Below are 23,472 nucleotides of genomic sequence, written 5' to 3' on the forward strand. Positions count from 1 at the left end.
ACTCGCGGGCGCCCGAACCGGCCGGCCGGCCGACGAGCGGGGCCACCGGAACGAAACGCCCGAAGCGGGCCGGCACGATCTGCGCGGGCTTCGGGAAGCTGCCCACATCGGGATCGACGGGCAGGGCATGGCGCCAGGCCGCGGGCGCCGCCGACACCCGCCCCCACTCGTGCCCGACCAGCCGCAGCAGTGTCGACTGTTCCTCGCTGAGCTCGGGGACGGACACGAGCGGCGGGCCGGCCGCATTGTCCTGCCCCCGGTCCTCCGGGCGGGGCTCCCGGCCCCGCGCCCGGCTCACAGCGGACCGCCCGCGCCGCCCGCCGCGCAGCGACGGATCCACCCTGCCGGGGTGGTGCCGCGGCCGCCGACGCGCCCCGGGGCGGCGTACGCGGGCGGCCCCGGTGAGCGCCCCGGTGGGGCGGCGGTGGCAGGGGCCGAGGGCAGGGTGGCGGTGGTGATGGTCATCGGTTTGTCGCTCACCGCGATCAGATAGAAGCGGGCGCCGTTGCGGGGCAGCCTGCGGAATCCGCCCGGCGGGCTGACGACGTACGAGGCGGAGGCGTGCGGGGCGATGGTGGCCGGGCCCGAGCGGATGGTCCACCAGCCGGACGCCCCCTGACCGGTACGGCTGGCGAAGTGCGGCGAGAGCGCGTGACCCGTGGTGTTCACCGCGTGGACGAGGACGGACGTGATGCCCCGGTGCTGCCGGTCGGCGAGCCGCGGTGTCACGCTCATACGCAGCGGCGGCGGGCTCGCGGCCGCCACCGTCAGGCAGAGCAGGGACGGTACGACCAGCACGGTGGCCACCACGGCTTTGGCCCGGTGCGAGCGCACGCGCGGGATCCGCGGCTGCCAGGCGGTCGCCAGAGCCGAGGCCGGGACGGTGGCGGCGGCCGCCAGCCACAGCGGGGTCATCAGCAGGAAGTAGCCGTCCTGCGAACGCGTGGCCAGGTAGAAGGGCAGCCAGGGCAGCACGGTGAGCGCGGGGCCCAGCCGCCGTACGAAGAGCAGGGTGGCGCCGAGCAGCCCCAGGAGCAGCAGCACACTCGCGTAGGAGTAGAAGTCCAGACGGCTGCTGCCGTCGGTGAAGTAGTAGGAGATGCCCATGGCGCCCTGGCCGTGCAGGATCGCGCCCTGCGTGACGGGCAGCAGCGAACCCTCCAGCCAGCTGTGGAAGCCGTCGGCGGCGAAGTAGGCGTTCAGCACCGCCCAGGTGAGGGCCGCCGTGCCCGCGTAACGGGCGACCACACCGAGCGCGGCCCGCCCGCCCAGCTCGCCGCGGCGCACGGCGTGGACGCCGATCAGCAGGAACGGGACGAGGAACCAGGCCAGTTGCTGGCTGGCGCAGGCCGCACCGAGGCAGACGGCCCGGAACACTCCGTACCGTCCCAGGTGTCCGCCCGCGCCGGTGCCGGGCCAGCGGACGACGACCGGGACCAGGAAGGCCAGGGCCACGACGGCCGGGTAGCCCGAACTCGCGTACCCGGGCAGCAGGCCGAAGCCCAGACAGACGGCGGTGACCCCCGGCCGCCACGGCGCGGGGACCAGGGCGAACAGGGTGACCGTGCCGACGAGCAGCGCCGCTGTGGTCACCAGGGTCGCCGCGGCCGTGGAGTGCACCACGGCGTGGACCGGGGCGGCGATCAGCGCGGTCAGCGGCGGATAGGCGTACGTGTAGTCGGCGCCACCCGACATGGTCTTGGTGACCCCGACCTTCGGTGTGCCGAACAGCCACGGCCACGGCTGCCCGTAGACCGGCCGGCCGTGCAGGATCGCGTTCGCGGCCTGAGCGGTCAGCACGCCTTCGTCGGAACCGGCGTGATCCAGCCAGTAGTGGCAGAGGACCAGGGCGACCGCGAGCCCCAGGACGGCCAGGTCCACCTTCGCCAGGGCGCGGCGGCCGCGTACGGAGAGGGCGAGTACGCCGCACGTCAGGATCCCCGCGTAACAGACCGTCACGATCGCCGCGACGACCGGGTGCGAAGAAGTGGCCTGGGTCCAGAGGGCGCGGGTGCCGATGAACAGACTGATGACCGCGATCACGGTCAGCCCGCGGTGCCACTGCGGCGGCGCGGCGTCCGGCAGCCGCTGCGCGCGCAGCACCCGGACGGGCCCGCCCGCCGGCCGTCGCGTTCCGGTGGCCCGGCCGGGCGGGGGCAGGCCGTCGTCCATGGCAGCTTCCTTCATGGTGAACCCGGACCGGAAAGCAACGGCGGGCATCGCGCGGACGGACGCCGACGGCGCCCGCCGTGTGGCCTCGTGTCTCGAAGGCTAGGCCGGGAGTCGGCGCCGGGGGCTGCGACGTCTTGCGACCGGTACCGATGCCGGGCCGCAAAAGGCCAGGTGGGAGGTAAGACAGCCGTGCGGCGCCCGCGTTGCGCCGAACGGCTGTCCCGGAGGCCGGGGCCTGCCGGACGCCCAGTGGTTATGACCAGTTGATAAGTCTATTGTTATTAACTGATACCGGCAGAGGGCGCGAACGACAGCGGGGGTGATGACGTGACCGAGCCCATGGGTGACAGCGCGGAACCGGTGGACGCCGCCGGGGCGGCGGCGTCCATACGGCTTGCGGTGGCCCGGATCGCCCGCCGTCTCAGGCAGGCCCACCGGGTCGGCGACGTGACGCTCTCCGAAGTGTCCGTGCTCTCCCGGCTGAGCCGCGACGGAGCGGACTCCCCGGGATCGCTCGCCGAACTGGAACGCGTGCGCCCGCAGGCGATGGCATCCACGCTGGCCGCCCTGGAGGAGCGCGGGCTGGTGAGCCGTGAGCCGGACATCCGGGACGGCCGGCGCGCGGTGATAGCGGTGACCGACGCCGGCCGCAAAGTACTGATCGACCGCCGGTCGGAGTCCGTCCAGCGGCTCACCGAGGTCCTCGACGGGGAGTTCACGCCCGCCGAACGGCAGCGGCTGCTCTCGGTCGTACCGCTGCTCGACCGGCTCGCGGAGCGGCTGTAATGCCCGCCAGCCGCAGCGGGAACGCCGAGGTGGGCGACCGCTACAAATGGATCGCGCTCTCCAACACCACGCTCGGTGTGCTGATCGCGACCATGGACGCCTCGATCGTGATCATCTCCCTGCCCGCGATCTTCCGCGGCATCGGGCTCGACCCGCTGGCCCCCGGGAACATCGGCTATCTGCTCTGGATGATCCTCGGCTACCTGCTGGTCTCCGCGGTGCTGGTGGTCGCGCTGGGCAGGCTCGGCGACATGTTCGGCCGGGTCCGGATGTACAACATGGGCTTCGCGATCTTCGCGTGCGCCTCGCTCGCCCTCTCGCTCGATCCGCTGAAGGGCGGTCCCGGCGCACTGTGGCTGATCGGATTCCGTGTCGTCCAGGCCGTCGGCGGCTCGATGCTGACCGCGAACTCGGCGGCCATCCTCACCGACGCCTTCCCCGCCCGGCAGCGCGGCATGGCGCTGGGCATCAATCAGATCACCGCGCTGGCCGGGCAGTTCCTCGGACTGCTGGCCGGTGGTCTGCTGGCCACCATCGACTGGCGCGCGGTGTTCTGGGTCAGTGTGCCCATCGGGGTGTTCGGCACGATCTGGTCGTACCGCAGCCTGCGCGAGACCGGCTCCCGCACATCGGGCCGCATCGACTGGGCGGGGAACATCACCTTCACCGGCGGCGCCGGGATCCTGCTGGCCGCCATCACGTACGGAATCCAGCCGTACGGCGGCCACCCCACCGGCTGGACCAACCCCATGGTGCTGGGCGGGCTCGGCGGCGGAGCGCTGCTGCTCGTGGCCTTCTGCCTCATCGAGACCCGGGTCGCCGAACCGATGTTCCGGCTCGGCCTGTTCCGGGTACGTGCCTTCGCCGCCGGGAACCTCGCGGCGCTGCTCACCGCCATCGCCCGCGGCGGACTCCAGTTCATGCTGATCATCTGGTTGCAGGGCATCTGGCTTCCGCTGCACGGATACGACTTCGAAAGCACCCCGCTCTGGGCGGGCATCTTCATGCTGCCGCTGACCGTCGGATTCCTCATCGCCGGACCGGTGTCCGGCTTCCTCTCCGACCGCTACGGCGCACGGCTCTTCTCCACCACCGGACTCCTGCTCGTGGCCGGTGCCTTCGTCGGCCTGCTGCTCCTGCCGGTGGACTTCTCGTACCCGGGCTTCGCCGCCCTGCTGCTGCTCAGCGGCCTCGGCCAGGGGATGTTCTCCGCCCCGAACACCTCGGCGATCATGGGCAGTGTGCCGCCGGAGCAGCGCGGAGTCGCGTCGGGGATGCGCTCGACCTTCCAGAACTCGGGCACCGCACTGTCGATCGGCCTCTCGTTCTCCCTGATGATCTCCGGCCTCGCGGGGACCCTTCCGCACGCGCTGAGCAGCGGACTCCAGGGCCAGGGCGTGCCCGCGGGGACGGCCCAGCAGGTGGCCGGACTTCCGCCGGTGAGCACGCTGTTCGCCACCTTCCTCGGCAAGAACCCGATCAGCCAGCTCCTCAAACCCAGCGGAGTGCTCGACAAACTGCCCACGCACAACGTCATGACCCTCACCGGGAAGGAGTTCTTCCCCGAACTCGTCTCGGGCCCGTTCCACCACGGACTCGTCACGGTCTTCGGCGCCGCCACCGTGATGGCACTGGTCGCCGCGCTCGCCTCGCTGCTGCGCGGCCGCCACTACAAGGCCGGCCCGGGTGACAGGCCCGCCGGCTCCCCGAACCGGGGCAACACCGCGAAAGGTACCGAGAGATGACGAACAGCGCCCTTCTCGTGATGGATGTCCAGCAGGGCATCGTCGAGCGGCTCGGCAACGACCCCGAATACCTGCCGCGGCTCGGCCGGGCGATCGACGCCGCACGTGCCGCGGGCGTTCCGGTGATGTACGTGGTGGTCGGCTTCCGTAGGGGACACCCCGAGATCAGCCCCCGCAACAAGACGTTCAGCGCGCTCGCGGGCGCGGGCGCTGCCGGATTCGCCGAGGGCGACCCGGCCGCCCGGATCCACCCCGATGTGGCGCCCCGGGAGGGCGACATCGTGGTCACCAAGAAGCGCGTCAGCGCGTTCGCCGGGAGCGACCTCGACATGGTGCTCAGGGCGCGCGGAACGGACAGCCTCGTCCTCACCGGCATCGCCACCAGCGGCGTCGTGCTGTCGACCCTGCGGCAGGCCGCTGACCTGGACTTCGGTCTCACCGTGCTGGAGGACTGCTGCGTCGACGGTGATCCGGAGGTGCACCGGGTACTGACCGGGAAGGTGTTCCCCCGTCAGGCGGACGTCCTCAGCACCGAGAAGTGGGTCGCGGCGCTCGGCCGGTGATCCCGCCGCGCGCCGCGCCGGCGGTCGGAGGCGGGGGAGACCCGCCTCCTCAGCCGCCGTCGCGCCGGCGGCTGTCCGACGACGGCCATCCGCGGCGCTGCTCCGCGGGCGCGAGCTGCTCGACCACGTCGGCCAGCTCCTCGCAGGCCCGCTCGATCCGGCGGCGTACGTTCTGGTGCTCGGTGACGATCGCGGCGAGCAGCAGCGCGGTCAGCGCCACCGATCCGTTGAGCGCCGTGAGGTTGATCATCGCTTCGAACAGCGTGAGGCTGCTGAAGGAACCCGCCCGCCCGGTGGCGGCGATCACCGCCAGCACGGCCACCAGGAGCGCGCAGGGCGCGCTGCCCGCCAGTTCGAAGCGGAGCGCTGCCCAGATCAGCAGCGGAAAGACCAGGAACAGCAGGGCGTAGTGGCTTCCGGTCGCCACCGGGACCACTACGGCGGCCGTCACCACCAGCGCCCCCGCCTCCACCCATCGGTCCGTACGCCGGGGCATCCGGGCCCGGCGCAGCAGGAGCAGCAGCGGGGTCACCATCAGCACACCCATGGCGTCCCCGGCCCACCACGCGAACCAGACCGGCCAGAACCCGCTCTTGGGGAGTTTGTCGTCGAGCAGCAGCACCGTGCTGCCCGTCGTCGCACTGACCAGCATGGAGCTGAGCGCTCCGAGGAAGATCAGGGCGGTGCCGTCCCGCAGCCGGGACAGGGCCATCCGGAAGCCGACCCTGCGGAGCATCAGAAGGGCACACACAGGGGCGAGCGTGTTGCCCGCGACGATGGCGATGTCGCCGGGGTCGATCGAGTGGCCGGTCCACGCGACGGCGAGCAGGGCCCCGATCGCGATGCCCGGCCAGATCCGCAGGCCCCAGTACAGCAGGCAGCCCAGCGCGACTCCCGTCGGCGGCCACAGTGGTGTGACGACGGCGCCGTGGACGGTCACCTGCCGTAGCAGTCCGATCCGGCCGGACACGTAGTACGCGATGGCGACGGCGACGATCCGCAGGGCGGTCGCCGTCGCCCCTCTGGCTGTCTCGCTGCGGATCACGGCGCCCATCAGACACCGTGTCCCGGGCGGTGGCCGGGCAAGACACGCGAGGCCCCGGAGCCTCGCGGGTGGATCAGGCCGGGCTCGCGGGGGCTGTCACGCGGTTCTGCCGGGGGCACTGTCGTGGCACAGCACGAGCACGGCGGCGTCGTCCTGGTGGCCTGTGAGCACCGCGGCCTTGATGATCTCGTCGGCGAGTTCGTCGGCGTCGGCACCCGCATGGGCGCCCGCCCGGTGCATGACGGCCTCCAGTCCCTTCTCGATGGAGAAGGACGGCCCTTCGATGACCCCGTCGGTGATCAGCACGAACGCGCCCTCTTCCGTCAGGCGCCGCCGGGTGACCGGGTAGTGCTGCTTCTCCTGGATGCCCAGGGGCAGGCCGCCTTCGTCGTCGATGATGCCTGTCCGCCCGTCCGCCGAGGCCCACACCGCCGGAACATGTCCGGCGCGGGCACTGTCGATCTCCCAGGTCACGGGGTCGAAGCGCAGGAAGGTGCAGGTCGCGAAGAGCGTGGAGTTCACCGAGAGCAGCAGGTCGTTGGTCTGGCCGATGATCTCGCCGGGATCCGCCACGGTGCTGGCGATGGCGCGCATCCCGATCCGGATCTGGCCCATGAAGGCGGCCGCCTCGACGTCGTGTCCCTGGACGTCGCCGATGGCGAACCCGAGCGAGCCGTCCGGGAGCGGGAACCCGTCGTACCAGTCGCCGCCGATGTCCAGACCGCTGCGGGCCGGCGTGTAGCGGGCGGCGGTCCGGAGGCCGGGCAGGTCGGGGAGATGGGCCGGGAGCATCTCGCGCTGCAGGGCCTCGGCCAGTTCGACCCGTGCCTGATGGAGTTCCACTTCCCGCCGGGCCCGGGCGGTGAGCTGGTGAAGCGTGGTGAGGAGCTCGTCGGCGCTTGCGGAACGAGGAGGACGACGCCGGTTCATGAGCGGCTCCGCGGTGCGTGTGTTCCCGGACCGCGACCGGGGCCCGTGGTCGCGGAGCAGGCCGTGTGCCGGCCCGTCGGGTCTCTCCTCTCCGACGATCACGGTCCGTGGGTCCGGAGACCGTCACCTGCATCCTATTTCCGGAGCCGGGATCCCGCAGCCCCCGGCGGTGGAGAAAGGGGCCCGGGGCGGCGGACACGGATCCCACGCGCCGGTACGCCGCCCGCCACGGCCGGACGTGTGCACGTCCGCCACGGCAGGCTCCGTACCCGGGACCGCGGACCAGGAACTCCGTACGCGGAACTCAGTCGCGTCCGCCTGCCGCCGTGACGTGCGTCAGGCTGTGGTGAGCGTCAGGCCGTAACGGCTCAGGATCTCGTTGATGGGCTGGAACCAGGTCTCCCCGCCGCCGGTGCAGTCGCCCCAGCCGCCGGACGTGACGCCCTGGGCCTGGTCGCCGCTGATGAAGGAGCCGCCGGAGTCGCCGGGCTCCGCGCAGACGTTGGTCTTGGTCAGCTCGTTGACCGCCCCCTGGCTGTAGTTCACGGTCTCGTTGGTGGCCAGGACGTTTCCGCAGTGCCAGTGCGATGTGGAGCCGGAACGGCAGATCGAGGCGCCCACGGGCGCCGCGGCCGAGCCGCGGACCAGCTGGTCGGAGACCGTACCCCAGCCGAGGACCACCGGGACCGTCCACCAGCCGTTGCCGACGCTGACCCAGGCGTAGTCGTCGCCGGGGAACGAGGAACCCTGGAAGCTGCCGACGGCCGAGCCGTCCCAGCCGCTCACCGCGGCTCCCGGCTGCCCGCAGTGTCCCGCGGTGACGAAGCCGCCGTTGACGGAGAAGCCGATGGAGCAGCGGACGTTGCCTGTGTAGTACGGATCTCCGCCCACCGTGCCGGCGGACAGGGTCCGGGCCGCCGCCGGTACCTCGTTCACCGTGACGGGCGCGCTCTTCCCGGCGCGTTCGATGAACGACCGGACATCGTTGTCATTCTTTGCTGAAGCGACGACGTCCACCACGACCCGGCTGGCTCCCGGGTCCACGTGCCAGCTGCTGACTCCGGCGGGCGCGCCGCCCCTGTCCAGCCGCTTCTTGACCGCGTCGAGTTCGCGGGCGCTGTGCTCCACCAGCCTGACGGCCGCCCCGGTCGCCCGCACCGCGTCCGCCCTCCCGCCGCCGGTGAGGGCGACCGTCAGTTTTCCGCTCTTCGCGTCGTACCAGTCGCCGCCGTAGGACGAGCCGGCCGCGCGGCGCGCCGTGCCCTGGAGTGCTGTCGCGGTCCGTTCGGAGGCCAGGCGTGCCCGGGCCTGGGCCGCTGTGAGGCCGAGGTCCTTCCGCATGGCCGAGAGCAGGCCGTCGGAGGCCGGCTGCGTGGAGCGTGCGGAGGAGGCCGCGGAGGGGGTGTCGGCGGCGGATGCCGGTACGAGTCCGGCAGTCGCCCAGGTCCCGACGACGAGAAGTGCGGACAGCGCGGTACGGGTGAGAGTGCTGCGTCTCAAGGTTCTGGCCCTTCTGTTGTTCCAGCATCGTGGGGATGGAACAGCAGGCGTCCGGGCGCGCTCCGTTGGGAGCGCTCTCAGAGTGTGCCGCAGCGGAGCGTAGCCGAACTCGTTAATCAGGTCCATGCCAATGAATGACGGTTCTCCGGGTGCCTGGTGGAGCGCGACGCGGCGGAGCGTGAATTTCTTCTGTCCCGATCTTCATTCGCACTTTCGTGTGCCCGGAGGCGGGGGCGAGTGGGACATTGATCGTCATATCGAACGCAATGAAACGGCCGGATGTGTGCCACGAGGGGCTCAACGGATGAGCCGACGGGGTCGCCGCGCGTTCGGCCGTGTAGCGTCTCACTCAGCTGTCGTGGTTCCGAAGTACCTCTCGCCCGTGCGTACATGCACGGGCGGGTCTGCTGTTCGGCGTCTCCGAGGACCAGGGCGATCACCTCCGGCCCCCGCAAAGTGCGGGAGCCGACTTCGAGTCCCCTTGGAGGGCAATCATGGCCAGTGGCACCGTTAAGTGGTTCAACGCGGAAAAGGGTTTCGGCTTCATTGAGCAGGATGGTGGGGGCCCGGACGTCTTCGCCCACTACTCCAACATCAACGCTCAGGGCTTCCGCGAGCTGCAGGAGGGCCAGAAGGTGAACTTCGACATCACGCAGGGCCAGAAGGGCCCGCAGGCGGAGAACATCGTTCCCGCCTGATCCACGCGTGTGCCCGCCTCCGGCCTGTGCCGGAGGCGGGCACTGCCGTTTCCGGATCTTCACGGAGTGTTCGCCCCTGCTGAGGCCCCCGCTGCGGCCCCCGTACCGGCCTTCGTACCGGGGCGCGCCGGTGTGCGATGGACCGTACGGGCGTGTTCCGCAGGTGCGTTCCCCTGTTTGTGTGGATGATCTCCTGGGCAGCGAATGATTCTCGGCTGCCGCCGGAGCCGCCGTACGCAGGAGGAATCTGATGAGCAGCGCCGGAGGCCCCGCCATCGGCACCATCACCACCGAGGTGCCTGCCCGGCTGGACCGGCTGCCCTGGTCGCGCTGGCACTGGATGATCGTGATCGGCCTGGGGACGGTGTGGATCCTCGACGGCCTCGAAGTCACCGTGGTGGGCAACATCGCCAGCCGGCTCTCGGAGAGCGGCAGTGGACTGTCCATCAGCGACTCCCAGGTCACCGGGCTCGGCGCCGCCCTCTACGTGGCGGGCGCCTGCTCGGGTGCGCTGGTCTTCGGCTGGCTCACCGACCGCTTCGGCCGCAAGAAGCTCTTCCTCATCACCCTCGCCGTCTATCTGGCGGCCACGGCGATGACCGCGCTCTCCTTCTCGTCCTGGTGGTTCTTCCTCTTCCGCTTCCTCACCGGCTTCGGAATCGGCGGCGAGTACGCGGCCATCAACTCGGCCATCGATGAACTGATCCCCAGCAAGTACCGCGGCCGGGTCGACCTGATCATCAACGGCAGTTACTGGCTCGGCGCGATGGGCGGCGCCCTCCTCTCGGTCCTGGCCCTCGACACCGGCATCTTCCCCAAGAACATCGGCTGGCGCCTCACGTTCGCGCTCGGCGTCGTCCTCGGTCTGGTGATCCTGCTGGTCCGCCGGCACGTACCGGAGAGCCCGCGCTGGATGTTCATCCACGGACAGTCCGACGGCGCGAACGCGATCGTCGACGGCGTCGAGAAGGAGATCGAGGAGGAGACCGGCGCCCCGCTGCCGAAAGCGGGCCGGGCCATCACCATCGAGCAGCGCAGAAGCGTCAGTTTCGTCGAGATCGGCCGTACGCTCTTCCGCTCGTACCCCAAACGCGCGACGCTCGGCTTCTCGCTCTTCATCGGCCAGGCGTTCCTCTACAACGCCATCACCTTCGGGTTCAGCTCCATCCTGGTGAAGTTCTTCGGGGTGTCCAGCGGCACGACGGGGTACTTCTTCGCGGTCATCGCGTTCGGCAACTTCCTCGGCCCGCTGTTGCTGGGCAAGCTCTTCGACACCGTCGGGCGCAAGAAGATGATCTCGGGTACGTACATCCTCTCCGGGCTGCTGCTCTTCGTGACCGCGTGGTTCTTCGACCAGGGGTGGCTCAACGCGACGACGATGACGGCCTGCTGGTGCGTGGTGCTGTTCTTCGCCTCGGCCGGGGCCAGTTCGGCCTATCTGACGGTGAGCGAGATCTTCCCCATGGAGACCCGCGCCATGGCGATCGCCCTCTTCTACGCGCTCGGCACGGCGGCCGGAGGTATCTCCGGCCCCCTCATCTTCTCCGGTCTCACATCGAGCGGTGTGGTCTCGGACGCCGTGGTGGCGTTCTGCATCGGTGCCGCGCTCATGGTCGCCGCCGGGGTGGTGGCCGTGCTGTTCGCGGTGGACGCGGAGGGCAAGTCCCTGGAGGACATCGCACGCCCGCTCTCCCAGCGGGCCCCGGTGACCGGCGGACCGGCGGCGCCGCCGAGCGCCCCCGCCGTATGAACGCGAGGAAGGCACCGGACATGAGCGGCGACGAACCGCTGGAGAAGTACCGCGGCAAGCGGGATTTCGGGACGACGTCGGAGCCGCGCGGCGGGGCGGCGGGTCAGGGCGACGCGCCCTGCTTCGTGGTGCAGATCCATGACGCGCGCCGGATGCACTTCGACTTCAGGCTCGAAGTGGACGGCGTACTCAAGTCCTGGGCCGTGCCGAAGGGGCCGTCCGCCGAGCCGAAGGACAAGCGCCTCGCCGTACCCACCGAGGATCACCCGCTGGAGTACCGCGAGTTCGAGGGGGTCATTCCGCAGGGCGAGTACGGCGGTGGCACGGTCATCGTCTGGGACGAGGGGACGTACCGGCCGCTCAGTCACGACCGTCGCGGCCACACCGTCCCGTTCGGGGAGTCCATCGAGCGCGGGCACGCGACCTTCTGGCTGGACGGCGCCAAGCTGCACGGTGAGTACGCGCTGACGCGTTTCCACGGAGGCGGCGACAGTACCGACCCCGAGGCCTGGCTGCTCATCAAGGCGAGGGAGAAGACCGGCACGGCGCGGGACCGGACCGGCCGGACGCGAACGGCGTCCCGGGAGAGCCAGGGCGCGACGGATCCCCGCCGGGCGCGCTCGGTCCGTACCGGAAGGACGCTCAAGGAGGTCGCCGAGAACGCGGCGGACGGCGACAGCGGGGCGCGGTGAAACGGGCGCACCGACGGCCCTTCCCCCGGGCGAAGGTCATGGGCCTCGACGAAACTGACGCGGGAATTCCGAGCGCGGAAGCGCTGGATCCGCGCTGGTGGGGCAGACGGCAGGAGGTGCGGGCGGTCCCGCCGGACGGCGGCGCGGCGCGCGGCCACCGGAGGCGCCATCCGTGTGGTGGCGACAGCCCACCGGTGGTCGGCAGCGGCCGAGCCGCTTCACGAAAGGAAATGTTGATGAACAGCTCCCCGGAGCCGCAGCACGACTCCGTACCGACCGTCACCGAGCCCGTTCCGGATCTCCAGCTCCAGCTGCTGGTCCGGCTGCTCGGCGAGCAGCTGCGGGCGAGTCTGCCGGTCACGCTGAACGTTCCGGGCGGTGTGCTGTACGGAGAACTCATCGCCCACGAGGCGTGGAAGGCCGACTGGTCGAAGAGCCTTCGGGAGCTGGGCGGGTCCGGCGCCGATGTGATGGCGGGGTTCCCGGAGACCGTCGACCAGGCGCTCAGCGAACTGCACGGCGACGAAGGGCCGCACCAGCTGCCGCGGTGGATCCATCTGCGCGATGCCACGCTGGTCGTCGGCGCGGTGAACCCGGTGACGCTTCCGCTCTGGCGGGGGCGGCTCGCCGATGTGTCCGGCTGGTCGCTCGGCAGGCCGGCGTGACCCGCTGAGCCGTGGACCGGCCGGGTGCCGGGGCAGCCGCCGGCCCGGCCCACCGGGGCCGGGTCCGATGCGGAAGCCGCGGAGGTTGATGCCGCACGCACCGACCTCCCCGGCATCCAGGCGGCTCCTTCCGGCGCACCCCGCGGTCAGTGCGGCAGGCTGTCCCCTGCGGTCGCCCAGGTGGTGTCGGGCCGGTCCGACAGGCGGTAGGAGAGGCTTCCGCCCGACGTGACCAGCCGGGCGCCGGTCCACGAACGGTCACTGCTGCGGCCGTTGACCGAGAGCCCGCCGATGTACGGATGTGACGCGTCAGCCGCGGGCGCGCTGAGGGTGATGTCGCCCCTGCCCGCACGGCTGACGACCGCCTTCGGGAACAGCGGAGCGCCCACCAGCAACGACGCGCTGCCAGGTGTCTGCGGGTACAGACCGAGCGCGGAGAACACGTACCAGGCGGACATGGTGCCCAGGTCGTCGTTGCCCGGAAGGCCCGCCGGACCCGTGCCGTACACGGTGTCGAGGATCTGGCGGACGGTGGCCTGCGTCTTCCAGGGCTGTCCGAGCGCGTTGTAGAGCCACGGGGCGTGGATACCGGGCTCGTTGGTCGGGTCGTAGCGCAGGGCGTCGCCGCCCTTCACCGACCAGGCGCCGTCCGCCGTGTGGAAGAAGCCGTCGAGCCGCCCGGCCGCGGCCTGCCGTCCGCCCATCGCGGTGGCCAGTCCCTGGACGTCCTGCGGCACCATCCAGCTGTAGGTGGCACTGGTGCCCTGGGCGAATCCGAGGTCGCTGCCCGCGCTGAACGGCGTCACCCAGGAACCGTCCGCGTCGCGCGCCTGGATGTAACCCGCGTCCGCGGTGGCCCGGGGGTTGAAGACGTTGCGCCACCACCCGCCGCGTGCGGTGAACTCGGCGGCCTCGCGCGTCCGGCCGAGCAGCGCCGCCCACTTCGCCAGTGCCGAGTCCGCGACCGCGTCCTCCAGCGTCTCGGCGGCGCCGCCCCAGCAGTGGCAGACGTCCTGGGGTGCGTAGTGCGAGACCAGATACTGGGCGAGATTGGGGCGCTGGCCCGTGCACTGACCGGGGCACCCGGCGTCCGACAGGCCGTCGGGCCGGGGCACGGTGGCCTGGCGCACCAGCGAGTCGAAGGCGCCCCGGTAGTCGAAGTTCCGTACGCCCATCGCGTAGAAGGTCGCCAGGGTCGCCGCGGTGGGGTCGCCGGTCATCACATGGGTGGCCCCGCTGATGTGCACCCAGCGGTCCCACACGCCGTCGTTCTGACGGGAGAAGTTGTACAGCGACTGCGCGAAGTCACCGGCCACCTCCGGCTTCAGGACGGCCAGCAGCTGTATCTGTGCGCGGTACTGGTCCCAGCCGGAGAAGTTGCTGTACTGCGCCCGCTGGCCCCGTCCGATCCGGTGCGGGGCGCCGTCCATGCCGGGGTAGCGGCCGTCGGTGTCGCTGATCAGGTTCGGCTCCATCAGCGAGTGGTAGAGCGCGGTGTAGAAGGTGGTGCGCTGTGCGGTGCTGCCGCCGCCGATCCGTACCGCACGCAGCTCACGGTCCCAGGCGCGGCCGGTGTCCCGTGCGACGTCCGCGACGCCCGCGCGGGGTGCGATCTCCTGGCGCAGGTTGGTCTCGGCGCCGCCGAGGCTGACGTACGAGATACCCAGGCGCATCCTGACATCGTTGTCGGACGACGTGTCGAAGCCGACCCAGCCACCCGAACCGCGGCCTGCGCGGTCCGCTCCGGTCGCGTAGCCCTCGCCGCCCGAAGCGGAGACGGACCCGGGCGAGAGCGTCCCGTCCTTCCAGGTCCCGTGCGTGGTGAAGGACCGGTCGAAGGAAGCGCTGAAGTACAGCTTGTAATAGCTCTTGCGGTTGTTGGTGCCGCCGTTGGCGCGGCGGCCGCAGAAGGCGCCGGTGAGTACCCAGCCGGTCACCTTGCGGTGGACCGTGTCGATGTCGACATGGGCGTCCTCGCTGCCGTTGAGCGAGTTGGAGACGCGGAAGAGCAGGCTGGCGGGCTTCCCGGCCGGGAAGGCGAAATCGGCCACTCCGGCCCGCGGGCTGACGGCGAGGTCCGCCGATGCTCCGGAGTCGAGCCCCACCCGGTAGCGCCCCGGAGTGGCGCTCTCGTTCTCGTGCCGGAAGCCGGATGCGTAGACCGCGTCCTTGGTGTCGGCCGACGGGGACGATGTGACGTCACCGACGAACGGCATGATCGGGACGTCGCCCGCGGCGCCGGGAGCGCATCCGGCGCCGTTGACATGGGTGAGGCTCAGCCCCCGCATCCGTGTCGTGTTGTAGTCGTAGCCGTTGGCGGCCGCGGTGTTGGTCTGGTCACCGCTGGTGCTGGTCGGCGACCAGCCGATCATTCCGTACGGTGCGGTGGCGCCGGGGTAGGTGTTGCCGCCGTTGGCCGAGCCGATCAGCGGGTCGACGTAGGCGGTCGGCCGCTGCACCAGGGGCGCGGCCTCGGCCGACGGCGCGAGCAGAGCGGCCGCCAGAGCGGTGGCGACTCCCACGGCCGCGACCGACGCGCAGGTCCTGCGCAGGGAGCGGGGTGATCTCAGGGGCATGGAACGGGCCTTCCGGCAGGGGCGGACGGACAGTGCCCGTGCGCCGACCGGCCGTCCTGCCGCCACGCAGGGGCGACGCGATCATAAGTCGCCCAGGCGGTACGGGACATGACACGGACGGCCCGTTCGGTGAACGGCGGGTGAAGGGCCGCACGGGGTTGTGCGCCGGGGCGCGTGTCGAACACTCTGCCGGGGCCGGTGACCGGCGAAGGTGGCAGGCACACAAGACCGTTCCGGGCACGGCCGACCGGCGCGGCCCCACTCGTACGGCCGGGGAGCAGCGGATGAACACCGCAGACGTTCTGGCAGACGCGTTCGACCGTGTCCAGGAGTCCGTGCACGAGGCGGTCGACGGCCTCCCGGCCGGGGATCTCGGCGTACAGCTGGACGGCGGGGCGAATTCGATCGCCTGGCTGGTCTGGCATCTGGCCCGGGTGCAGGACGACCATGTGGCCGACGCGGCCGGTCTCGAACAGGTCTGGCTGGCGCAGGGCTGGGCCGGCCGGTTCGGGCTGCCGTTCGCCGAGACGGAGACCGGTTACGGCCAGAGCGCCGAGCAGGTCGCCCAGGTACGGGCCGACGCCGCTCTGCTGACCGGGTACTACGACGCGGTCCACGAGCAGACCGTGGGCTTCGTCCGGGGACTCGACGACGCCGCGCTCGACCGGGTGGTGGACGAGGCGTGGTCGCCGCCGGTCACGCTCGGTGTCCGGCTGATCAGCGTCATCGGCGACGATCTGCAGCACGCGGGGCAGGCCGCCTTCGTCCGGGGAGCCCTGGAACGCCGGTAGCGCGGCGGCCCCGTTCCGGCGCCCCGCCCGGCACAGCGTCGCCCGGACAGCAGCCCTGATGCGGGGCCAACCGCGAAAAGTTAAGCTTTGGGCACCTCAGCCCTCCTCCGGAGCGACCGTATGGCAGGACGAGATCTTCCCCTGATCGGGCCGGGCGAGCGGCTGGCCCTCAACCGCATGGGCAGTTTCGACTGGGACCTGCGCGGCGGGACGCTGGAGTTCGACGAGCCCGGTCTCGCGGTGTTCGATCTGCGCCCCGACGAGTTCGACGGCCGCCCCGAGTCCCTGGGCAGCCGTATCCCGCCCGAGGAGGGCAACAGGCTCGACGCCGCGCTGACGCAGGCCGTCCGGAGCGGCCGTTCCTCGTACGGGGTGTACTTCCAGCTGCGGCGCCGCAACGGGATCCGGCAGTGGACCCACGCCCGCGGCCGGATCCTGCGGGACGAGCAGGAGACCCCGTACCGCGTCATCGGAATCGTGCGCAACGCGACGACCGAACTCACCGAATTCGCCACGGTCAGCCCCATGGAAGCGGGCCGCCGGCGGCTGAGCACCATGGTCCAGGGCACCACCGACGCGCTGTCCAGGGCTGTCACCGTCGACGACGTGACGGCGGTCCTGACAGGCGATGACGGACTCGAACGCTTCGGTGCCGACGGGCTCGTCCTCGGCCTGGTCGCGGGCGGGGCACTGGAACTCGTCGCGCTGTCCGGGGACTCGACGCACGTACTCGACGACCTCAGGCGTCATCGGATCGACGACTCGCTGCCGCTGGCCGAGGCGGTCCTCACCCAGCAGCCCCGGTTCGTCACCTCGCTCGACGACCTCACGGAGCAGTTTCCCCGGCTGCGCCCGTACGTCCAGCGGATGGGGCTCGACGCCGCGGCCTTCCTGCCGCTGATCGCGCAGGCCCGCTCCATCGGCTGTCTGGCGCTCTTCTACCGGGGCCGCAGCCGCTTCTCGTCGGAGGACCGCAACCTCTGCCTGGGTCTCGCGGGCATCGTCGCCCAGTCGCTGCAGCGCGCTGTTCTCTTCGACCAGGAAAGGGAGTTCGCGACCGGGCTCCAGTCCGCGATGCTGCCCCGGCGCATTCCCGGGTTCCCGTCGGCCGAGATCGCCGTGCGCTACCACGCGGCGTGGAGCGGCAGGGAGGTCGGCGGCGACTGGTACGACGTCGTCGCCCTGCCGCGCGGCAGGGTGGGCATCGTGGTCGGTGACGTACAGGGCCATGACACCCACGCGTCCGCCATCATGGGCCAGCTGCGCATCGCGCTGCGCGCGTACGCGGGGGAGGGGCACGCCCCGGGCACCGTGCTGGCGAGGGCCTCCCGCTTCCTCGCCGAGCTGGACACCGACCGCTTCGCCACCTGCACCTACGCCCAGGTCGATCTGGCATCGGGTGCGGTCAGAGCGGTCCGCGCGGGGCACCTCGGACCGCTGATCCGCCACACCGACGGGCGGGTCGGCTGGCCGAACGTGCGCGGCGGCCTCCCGCTCGGCCTGGGCACCGAGTTCGGGCAGGAGGAGTATCCCGAGACCCGGCTCGACCTGGTGCCCGGTGAGACCCTTCTGCTCTGCACCGACGGCCTGGTCGAGGAGCCCGGCACGGACATCGGTGTCGGGATGGAGGCGCTCGCCGAGGCGGTGCGCCAAGGCCCCGACGGGGCGGAGGCGCTCGCCGACGACCTGGCCGCCCGGCTCCGGGAGCGCTGGGGCACCAGTGACGACGTGGCCCTGCTGGTGCTGCGCCGGGCGCCCGACCCCGGGACCCCGCAGGCGCCCCGTATCCACCAGTACATCCACCAGGCGGACCCCGAGGGCCTTGCGGAGGCCCGCGCCGTGCTGCGCGGCGCACTGGAGGCGTGGGGGCTCGAAGAGCTGGTCGACGACGTGGAACTCGCCGCGGGGGAGCTCCTGGTGAACGTGCTGCTGCACACGGAGGGCGGCGCCGTCCTGACCCTTGAGGTACTGCCCGAACCGGTGCGGCGGATCCGGCTCTGGGTCAAGGACCGGTCGAGCGCCTGGCCGCGGCGCCGCACCCCGGGGGAGGCGGCGACCTCGGGGCGCGGCCTGATGCTGATCGACGCGGTGGCGGCCCGCTGGGGTGTCGAACCGCGCGGCGACGGCAAGGCCGTCTGGTGCGAGTTCGAGCCGTCCGGCACCGCCACCTGAGCGACTCCCGGGCTCCTGCGGTGCGCTGAGGAGAAGCGGATCACCGGATGAGGCTCTCCACCTCCTCGGAGAAGAGCCGGTCCACGTCGAAGTCCATGCCGTCGAAGTGGCCCGCGATCTCCAGGCCGACCAGGCCGTGCATCCGGGTCCAGGCCCGCAGTGCCCGGTCCTCCGCCGTCCCCGCCGGGCCCAGTTCCTCGCAGGCGGCAACCGCGCTCCGCATCATCCCGGACGCGATGGTCCTGGTCTCCTCCGGTGCGGAGTAGCCGGGCACGGGGGTCCCGTAGATGAGCAGGTAGCGGTCCGGATGCTCCTTCGCCCAGGTGCGCCAGGCGTACGCGAACCGGCGCAGCCGCGCCCCCCGGGCACTCCCCGCAGCGCCTTCCGGGGCTTCCCCGTCGCCGGCGCGGGTCAGCGTGTCGGCGAGGTCGGTGTACGCGTCGGCGATCAGTGCGGTGAGGAGTTCGTCGCGGCTGGCGAAGTAGCGGTAGAGCGCGGGACCGGTCATGCCCATCGCCTTGGCGATGGCGTTGACCGAGATACCGGCCGGTCCCGTCCTGGCCAGCTGGTCCAGGGCGATGTCCTTGGCCTCCCGCCTGGTCTGTTCCCGAAGGCGCGCGCGCCGGTCGGGTGGTGTGGGGGACGTGGTCGCTTCGCTCATACGGGGTCCTTTCGTGCCGCGCTTGACAATCGATCGTAACAGCTTCACTCTTCAGTAAAAGGTTGTAACTAATGAATGAAGCGATAACGAAGGGCAGTGGCGCGATGACGCACGCCGAGAACACCCGCTCCCGCAGGAACGCCACGGTCACCGAGGTCGTCCTGCCGGGCGTCGTCGAGCCGGAGGGCCTGGAAGTGCGGACCCGCCCGATGCCCGCCCCCGGCTCCGGTGAGGTGCTGCTGCAGATGGAGGCCACCGGCGTGTCGTTCGCCGAGCAGCAGATGCGCCGCGGCAAGTACTACGACCAGCCGGCGTTCCCCTTCGTGCCCGGTTACGACGTGGTGGGCACGGTCGTGGAGGCAGGGCCAGGCGTGGACTCCGGGCTGCTCGGCCGGCGGTTCGCCGCGATGCTCAAGACCGGGGGCTGGGCGGACCGTCTGCTGGTCACCGCCGTCGATCTGGTCCCGGTGCCCGCCGGGGTGGACCCGGCCGAGGCCGAGACCCTCGTCGTCAACGGAATCACCGCCTGGCAGATGCTGCACCGCGACGCCCGGATCCGGGCCGGGCAGACGGTGCTGGTGCACGGCGCCAACGGAGGTGTGGGCTCCACGCTCGTCCAGCTCGCGCTGCTCGCCGGGGCCCGGGTCATCGGTACGGCTTCGCCCCGCCACCACGAGGCCCTCCGTGCCCGGGGCGTCGTCCCCGTCGACTACCGGGCGCCCGGCCTTGCGGACCGGCTGCGGGCCGCCGCCCCGCACGGCGTGGACGCCGTCTTCGACCATGTCGGCGGTGCCGGCATCGTCGACTCCTTCCGGTTGCTGGCGCCCGGTGGCACCCTCGTCTCGTACGGCACAGCAGCCACCCGTGACACGCCGGGATCCTCCAGGCTGCCCGTGTTCCTGCTGTTCGGACGGCTGGCCCTCTGGAATGTGCTGCCCAACCGCCGCCGCGCCACCTTCTACAACATCTGGGCGGGGAAGCGGCGTGCCGCACAGTTCCGGTCCCGCACCCGGGCCGACCTGATCCAGGTGCTGGCCCTGCTCGCCGACGGCTCGCTCACGGCCCCGGTCGCGGCCCGCATCCCCCTGGACCGCGCGGCCGAAGCGCTGCGGCTGGCCGAGTCGGGGACGGTCGCGGGGAAGGTCGTCCTGACCCCGGTGCCCTAGACCCACCGGAATATGGGGGGCGCGTGGTCCCAGAGGGCCAGGCGGTCGTGGCGGTACGGCCGCCACGACCGCCCGGGCCCCGGACCGCCGCGGCTCCACCGGGTCAGGGGACGTAGTTGAAGGTGTCCGGGTCGGGGCCGGTGCGCTCACCGCGGTCCAGGCCGGTGATGACGGCCATGTCGGCCTCGGTGAGCTCGAAGTCGAAGAGTGCGAAGTTCTCCTCGACGCGCGAGCGCGTGACGGACTTGGGGAACACGATGTCGTTCCGCTGGATGTGCCAGCGCAGCGTGACCTGGGCCGGCGTGCGGCCGACCCGGCGGGCGATCCCGGTGATCGTCGGGTCGTCCAGGACCTTGCCCTGGGCGATCGGCGACCAGGCCTCGGTGGCGATCCGGTGCCCGGCGCCGAACGCGCGCACCTCGTCCTGTGCCAGATAGGGGTGGACCTCGATCTGGTTCACGGCCGGCACGATCTCGGTCTCCTGGAGGAGCCGCCGCAGATGGTGCGGCTGGAAGTTGGAGACCCCGATCGCCTTCGCGCGGCCCGAGCGGTAGATCTCCTCCATGGCCCTCCATGTCTCGACGAAATCGCCGACACCGGGCAGCGGCCAGTGGATCAGGAACAGGTCGAGATAGTCGAAACGCAGCTCGCCGAGAGTCCCCTCGAAGGCCTTGAGCGCGTCGTCGTGGGCGTGAAAGCCGTTGTTCAGCTTGCTGGTGACGAAGAGGTCCTCGCGGGCCAGGCCGGAGTCACGCACCGCCTGGCCGACCTCCTTCTCGTTGCCGTACATCTCGGCGGTGTCGATGTGCCGGTAACCGGTCTCCAGAGCGGCCAGCGTCGCCGCCGCGGTGTCGGCCGGCTCGATCTGATACGTACCGAAGCCCAGCTGGGGGATCTGGACGCCGTTGTTCAGGCTGATGGTGGGAACCGCGTTCACAATCATTCCTTGCCTCGTCCGGATGATGCCTCGGTCAGGGGCGGCTGGCGCCGCACCCTGGATCCAGGGTGCAACGACCGGAGCCCCCTGTCGCATCGGCTGCCCCGTGCCGCTGCCCCCATGCGGGGGAGGCGGCGAAGACGGGACGGTCATCACCATTCCAAAAGAATGGAACACGTTCTACTGTGCCCCTCGATCCGATGCCGCACCGAGGAGGGGCCGTGCACCTCGAATACACCCCCGAACAGCAGCAGTTGCGTACCGAGCTGCGCGCGTACTTCGCCGGCCTCGTACCGGACAACGCCTATGCGCGGTACGCGGACCCGGCGGCCCAGAAGCGCTTCTACCGGGAGACCGTCCGCCGTCTGGGCGGTGACGGCTGGCTGGGTGTCGGCTGGCCCGAGGAGTACGGGGGACGAGGGCTCTCCCCGATGGAGCAGTTCATCTTCTTCGACGAGGCCGCGCAGGCCGGTGTGCCGCTGCCCCTCATGGCGCTCAACACGGTCGGTCCGACGATCATGCAGTTCGGTACCGACGAGCAGAAGTCGTACTTCCTGCCGAAGATCCTCAAGGGCGAGATCGACTTCGCGATCGGCTACAGCGAGCCCGACGCCGGGACCGACCTCGCCGCGCTCAAGACCCGCGCCGTGCGCGAGGGCGACGAGACCACCGGCCACTACACGGTCAACGGCCAGAAGATCTGGACGACCAACGGGGACACCGCCGACTGGGTGTGGCTCGCCGTCCGCACCGACCCGGCGGCCCCCGCGCACAAGGGCATCACCATGCTGCTGGTACCGACCGACGACCCCGGCTACTCCTGCACCCTGATCAACACCCTGGCCTCGCACGACACCACCGCCAGCTACTACGAGAACGTCAGGGTCCCCGCCTCCCGCCGGGTCGGTGACGAGAACAAGGGCTGGCGGCTGATCACCAACCAGCTCAACCACGAGCGCGTCACGCTCGCCGCCCACGGCACGATGGCCATCCGGGCGCTGCACAACGTGCAGCGGTGGGCCTCGGAGACGGAGATCGACGGCGGACGCCGGGTCATCGACCTCGGCTGGGTACGCGGCCGTCTCGCGCGTACCCACACCCGGCTCGACGCGATGAAGCTGCTGAACTGGCAGATGGTCAACGCCGTACAGAACGGCACGCTCACCCCGCAGGACGCGTCCGCGGTCAAGGTGTACGGATCGGAGGCCCGCAGGGACGCCTACGCCTGGCTGATGGAGGTCATCGGCGCGGCGGGTCCCCTCAAGGAGGGATCGGCGGGCGCGGTGCTCCACGGCGAACTGGAGCGCGGCTACCGCTCGGCCGTCATCTTCACCTTCGGCGGCGGCAACAACGAGATCCAGCGGGAGATCATCTCCTGGATCGGGCTGGGGATGCCGCGCGTCCGGCGTTAGGCCGTCTGTGACCACGGACGCGACTAGTCACATACTGACGACAGTCGGCACCGACTCTTCGAGAGCCATCCATCGGACGGTCAGGTGCGGCCGGCCGGGACGTGGGGCCGCTGGATGTCCTCCGGGTAGGCCGTGTACGCCACGGCCTCCTCGTAGGCGATGGTGCCTGCCGCGACGAGGGCGTTGATGCTGGTCTCAAGGGTCTGCATGCCTTCACGGTGGCCGGTCGAGACCATGTTGCGGATCTGGCGGGTCTTGCCCTCGCGGATCAGGTTGCGGATCGCCGACGTGCCTGCCAGTACCTCGAAGGCGGCCACCCTGCCCCCGCCGATCCGGGGGATGAGCGTCTGGTTGAGGATGCCGACCAGGGTGTGCGCCAATTGCAGCCGGATCTGCGGCTGTTGCTCGGCCGGGAACACGTCGACGATGCGGTCCAGTGTCTGCGACGTGTCATTGGTGTGCAGGGTGGCGAACACCAGGTGTCCGGTCTCGGCGATCGTCAGGGCCGCGGAGATGCTCTCCGGGTCGCGCATCTCGCCGAGGAGCAGGACATCGGGATCCTCGCGCAGGGCCGAGCGCAGCGCGGCGGGGAACGAGTCGGTGTCGGTGCCGACCTCGCGCTGGTTGACCGCCGAGCGCTTGTGCCGGTGCAGGTACTCGATCGGGTCCTCGATGGTGAGGATGTGCACCGACCGGTGCGTGTTGACGTAGTCGAGGAGCGCCGCCAGGCTTGTCGACTTCCCCGACCCGGTCGGCCCGGTGACCAGCACGAACCCCCGCGGCAGCCCCGCCCATCCGATGACGGCCGGGGGGAGCCCGAGTTGCCCGGACGACGGCACGTCGAACGGGATGATCCGCAGCGCCAGCGCCGACGCGCCGCGCTGCACGAATGCGTTCCCGCGCAACCTTGCCTTCTCCCCCCAGCTGAAGGCGAAATCGACCTGCTTCTCCCGTCGGAACCGTTCCGTGAGTTCCCTGCCCAGCACCCCGGTCACCAGGCGATCGACCTCCGGCTCGGCCAGCGCGGCCCCCTCGACCGGTCGCAGGGCGCCGTCGACGCGGAGGAACGGCGCCGATCCGGCGGTGAGCAGCAGGTCGCTGCCGCCCCGCTCCCACAGCTCACCGAGCAGGTGGTCGATGATCGCGGAACTGGGCCCGGGCATGGTGGCCTCCAAGGTGGCGTGTTTGGTCATGGCAGCACCGTCCACTGC

Annotated in this window: 19 protein-coding genes; 11 read left to right on the forward strand and 8 right to left on the reverse strand. The window is 71.1% G+C overall.

The window, feature by feature from the left end; translation table 11 throughout:
• Positions 1-294 precede the first annotated feature (294 nt).
• Entirely contained in the window at positions 295-2,172 is a 1,878-nt protein-coding gene (locus OG285_RS34445; protein ID WP_371793281.1) for a hypothetical protein, read from the reverse strand.
• A gap of 327 nt (positions 2,173-2,499) precedes the next feature.
• On the opposite strand from OG285_RS34445, the gene OG285_RS34450 reads away from it, so the two are divergent.
• Genes OG285_RS34450 through OG285_RS34460 form a run of 3 tightly spaced genes read left to right on the forward strand, consistent with a single transcriptional unit; the run spans position 2,500 to position 5,266 of the window.
• Positions 2,500-2,958, forward strand: a complete 459-nt coding sequence (locus OG285_RS34450; RefSeq protein ID WP_356831953.1) for a MarR family transcriptional regulator — start codon at positions 2,500-2,502, stop codon at positions 2,956-2,958.
• Positions 2,958-4,703, forward strand: coding sequence for an MFS transporter (locus OG285_RS34455; RefSeq protein ID WP_371793282.1), 1,746 nt, complete (start codon positions 2,958-2,960; stop codon positions 4,701-4,703). Before OG285_RS34450 ends, OG285_RS34455 begins: the two co-directional genes overlap by 1 nt.
• On the forward strand, positions 4,700-5,266 hold the full coding sequence (locus OG285_RS34460; protein ID WP_356831957.1) for an isochorismatase family cysteine hydrolase: 567 nt from the start codon (positions 4,700-4,702) through the stop codon (positions 5,264-5,266). Before OG285_RS34455 ends, OG285_RS34460 begins: the two co-directional genes overlap by 4 nt.
• Positions 5,267-5,315: 49 nt before the next feature.
• On the opposite strand, the gene OG285_RS34465 is transcribed toward OG285_RS34460, so the two are convergent.
• The 3 genes from OG285_RS34465 to OG285_RS34475 all read right to left on the reverse strand — a co-directional run bounded on the left by OG285_RS34465 (position 5,316) and on the right by OG285_RS34475 (position 8,741).
• On the reverse strand, positions 5,316-6,311 hold the full coding sequence (locus tag OG285_RS34465) for an MASE1 domain-containing protein (RefSeq protein WP_371793283.1): 996 nt from the start codon (positions 6,309-6,311) through the stop codon (positions 5,316-5,318).
• Positions 6,312-6,407: 96 nt separating this feature from the next.
• A complete protein-coding gene (locus tag OG285_RS34470; protein ID WP_371793284.1) occupies positions 6,408-7,241 on the reverse strand; it encodes a PP2C family protein-serine/threonine phosphatase in 834 nt (277 codons plus the stop codon).
• A 336-nt stretch (positions 7,242-7,577) separates the two neighbouring features.
• Positions 7,578-8,741 (reverse strand): S1 family peptidase, encoded by a 1,164-nt coding sequence (locus OG285_RS34475; protein WP_371793285.1) that lies wholly within the window; start codon positions 8,739-8,741, stop codon positions 7,578-7,580.
• A 494-nt stretch (positions 8,742-9,235) separates the two neighbouring features.
• On the opposite strand from OG285_RS34475, the gene OG285_RS34480 reads away from it, so the two are divergent.
• The 4 genes from OG285_RS34480 (at position 9,236) to OG285_RS34495 (ending at position 12,546) form a co-directional block, all read left to right on the forward strand.
• The gene (locus tag OG285_RS34480; protein ID WP_164262258.1) at positions 9,236-9,439 is read left to right on the forward strand and encodes a cold-shock protein; all 204 of its coding nucleotides are present in this window, start codon (positions 9,236-9,238) and stop codon (positions 9,437-9,439) included.
• Between the two features lie 250 nt (positions 9,440-9,689).
• On the forward strand, positions 9,690-11,189 hold the full coding sequence (locus OG285_RS34485; protein WP_356831965.1) for an MFS transporter: 1,500 nt from the start codon (positions 9,690-9,692) through the stop codon (positions 11,187-11,189).
• 20 nt (positions 11,190-11,209) lie between these two features.
• Positions 11,210-11,881, forward strand: coding sequence for a DNA polymerase ligase N-terminal domain-containing protein (locus OG285_RS34490; RefSeq protein WP_356831967.1), 672 nt, complete (start codon positions 11,210-11,212; stop codon positions 11,879-11,881).
• Between the two features lie 236 nt (positions 11,882-12,117).
• Positions 12,118-12,546, forward strand: coding sequence for a hypothetical protein (locus tag OG285_RS34495; protein ID WP_356831969.1), 429 nt, complete (start codon positions 12,118-12,120; stop codon positions 12,544-12,546).
• A 146-nt stretch (positions 12,547-12,692) separates the two neighbouring features.
• Here the strand turns inward: OG285_RS34495 and OG285_RS34500 are convergent, their stop codons facing one another.
• Complete coding sequence (locus OG285_RS34500; RefSeq protein ID WP_371793286.1) at positions 12,693-15,122, reverse strand: GH92 family glycosyl hydrolase; 2,430 nt, start codon at positions 15,120-15,122, stop codon at positions 12,693-12,695.
• Between the two features lie 284 nt (positions 15,123-15,406).
• On the opposite strand from OG285_RS34500, the gene OG285_RS34505 reads away from it, so the two are divergent.
• Together OG285_RS34505 and OG285_RS34510 are read left to right on the forward strand one after the other, a co-directional pair.
• Positions 15,407-15,913 carry a DinB family protein gene (locus OG285_RS34505; RefSeq protein WP_356831973.1) on the forward strand — a complete coding sequence of 169 codons (507 nt, stop codon included), beginning with the start codon at positions 15,407-15,409 and terminating at the stop codon, positions 15,911-15,913.
• Positions 15,914-16,033: 120 nt separating this feature from the next.
• On the forward strand, positions 16,034-18,085 hold the full coding sequence (locus tag OG285_RS34510) for a SpoIIE family protein phosphatase (RefSeq protein ID WP_371793287.1): 2,052 nt from the start codon (positions 16,034-16,036) through the stop codon (positions 18,083-18,085).
• Positions 18,086-18,125: 40 nt separating this feature from the next.
• Here the strand turns inward: OG285_RS34510 and OG285_RS34515 are convergent, their stop codons facing one another.
• On the reverse strand, positions 18,126-18,746 hold the full coding sequence (locus OG285_RS34515) for a TetR/AcrR family transcriptional regulator (protein WP_371793288.1): 621 nt from the start codon (positions 18,744-18,746) through the stop codon (positions 18,126-18,128).
• 104 nt (positions 18,747-18,850) lie between these two features.
• Here OG285_RS34515 and OG285_RS34520 point away from each other — a divergent pair, with 104 nt between their 5' ends.
• On the forward strand, positions 18,851-19,912 hold the full coding sequence (locus OG285_RS34520; RefSeq protein ID WP_371793678.1) for a medium chain dehydrogenase/reductase family protein: 1,062 nt from the start codon (positions 18,851-18,853) through the stop codon (positions 19,910-19,912).
• 103 nt (positions 19,913-20,015) lie between these two features.
• Here the strand turns inward: OG285_RS34520 and OG285_RS34525 are convergent, their stop codons facing one another.
• Positions 20,016-20,849 (reverse strand): aldo/keto reductase, encoded by an 834-nt coding sequence (locus tag OG285_RS34525; protein ID WP_371793289.1) that lies wholly within the window; start codon positions 20,847-20,849, stop codon positions 20,016-20,018.
• A gap of 221 nt (positions 20,850-21,070) precedes the next feature.
• Between OG285_RS34525 and OG285_RS34530 the strand changes: the two genes are divergently transcribed.
• Positions 21,071-22,261, forward strand: coding sequence for an acyl-CoA dehydrogenase family protein (locus OG285_RS34530; RefSeq protein WP_371793290.1), 1,191 nt, complete (start codon positions 21,071-21,073; stop codon positions 22,259-22,261).
• Positions 22,262-22,341: 80 nt separating this feature from the next.
• On the opposite strand, the gene OG285_RS34535 is transcribed toward OG285_RS34530, so the two are convergent.
• Positions 22,342-23,454 carry a type IV pilus twitching motility protein PilT gene (locus OG285_RS34535; protein WP_371793291.1) on the reverse strand — a complete coding sequence of 371 codons (1,113 nt, stop codon included), beginning with the start codon at positions 23,452-23,454 and terminating at the stop codon, positions 22,342-22,344.
• Between the last annotated feature and the right edge of the window lie 18 nt (positions 23,455-23,472).

Source organism: Streptomyces sp. NBC_01471, assembly GCF_041438865.1.
GTDB lineage: Bacteria > Actinomycetota > Actinomycetes > Streptomycetales > Streptomycetaceae > Streptomyces.

What these genes read in the sequence shown, in the direction of transcription:
- OG285_RS34480 (WP_164262258.1), top strand. Translation starts at nt 9,236, where the DNA reads ATGGCCAGTGGCACCGTTAAGTGGTTCAACGCGGAAAAGGGTTTCGGC.
- OG285_RS34520 (WP_371793678.1), top strand. Translation starts at nt 18,851, where the DNA reads ATGACGCACGCCGAGAACACCCGCTCCCGCAGGAACGCCACGGTCACC.
- OG285_RS34515 (WP_371793288.1), bottom strand. Translation starts at nt 18,746, where the DNA reads ATGAGCGAAGCGACCACGTCCCCCACACCACCCGACCGGCGCGCGCGC.
- OG285_RS34485 (WP_356831965.1), top strand. Translation starts at nt 9,690, where the DNA reads ATGAGCAGCGCCGGAGGCCCCGCCATCGGCACCATCACCACCGAGGTG.
- OG285_RS34490 (WP_356831967.1), top strand. Translation starts at nt 11,210, where the DNA reads ATGAGCGGCGACGAACCGCTGGAGAAGTACCGCGGCAAGCGGGATTTC.
- OG285_RS34495 (WP_356831969.1), top strand. Translation starts at nt 12,118, where the DNA reads ATGAACAGCTCCCCGGAGCCGCAGCACGACTCCGTACCGACCGTCACC.
- OG285_RS34500 (WP_371793286.1), bottom strand. Translation starts at nt 15,122, where the DNA reads ATGCCCCTGAGATCACCCCGCTCCCTGCGCAGGACCTGCGCGTCGGTC.
- OG285_RS34535 (WP_371793291.1), bottom strand. Translation starts at nt 23,454, where the DNA reads ATGACCAAACACGCCACCTTGGAGGCCACCATGCCCGGGCCCAGTTCC.
- OG285_RS34460 (WP_356831957.1), top strand. Translation starts at nt 4,700, where the DNA reads ATGACGAACAGCGCCCTTCTCGTGATGGATGTCCAGCAGGGCATCGTC.
- OG285_RS34470 (WP_371793284.1), bottom strand. Translation starts at nt 7,241, where the DNA reads ATGAACCGGCGTCGTCCTCCTCGTTCCGCAAGCGCCGACGAGCTCCTC.
- OG285_RS34510 (WP_371793287.1), top strand. Translation starts at nt 16,034, where the DNA reads ATGGCAGGACGAGATCTTCCCCTGATCGGGCCGGGCGAGCGGCTGGCC.
- OG285_RS34505 (WP_356831973.1), top strand. Translation starts at nt 15,407, where the DNA reads ATGAACACCGCAGACGTTCTGGCAGACGCGTTCGACCGTGTCCAGGAG.
- OG285_RS34445 (WP_371793281.1), bottom strand. Translation starts at nt 2,172, where the DNA reads ATGGACGACGGCCTGCCCCCGCCCGGCCGGGCCACCGGAACGCGACGG.
- OG285_RS34455 (WP_371793282.1), top strand. Translation starts at nt 2,958, where the DNA reads ATGCCCGCCAGCCGCAGCGGGAACGCCGAGGTGGGCGACCGCTACAAA.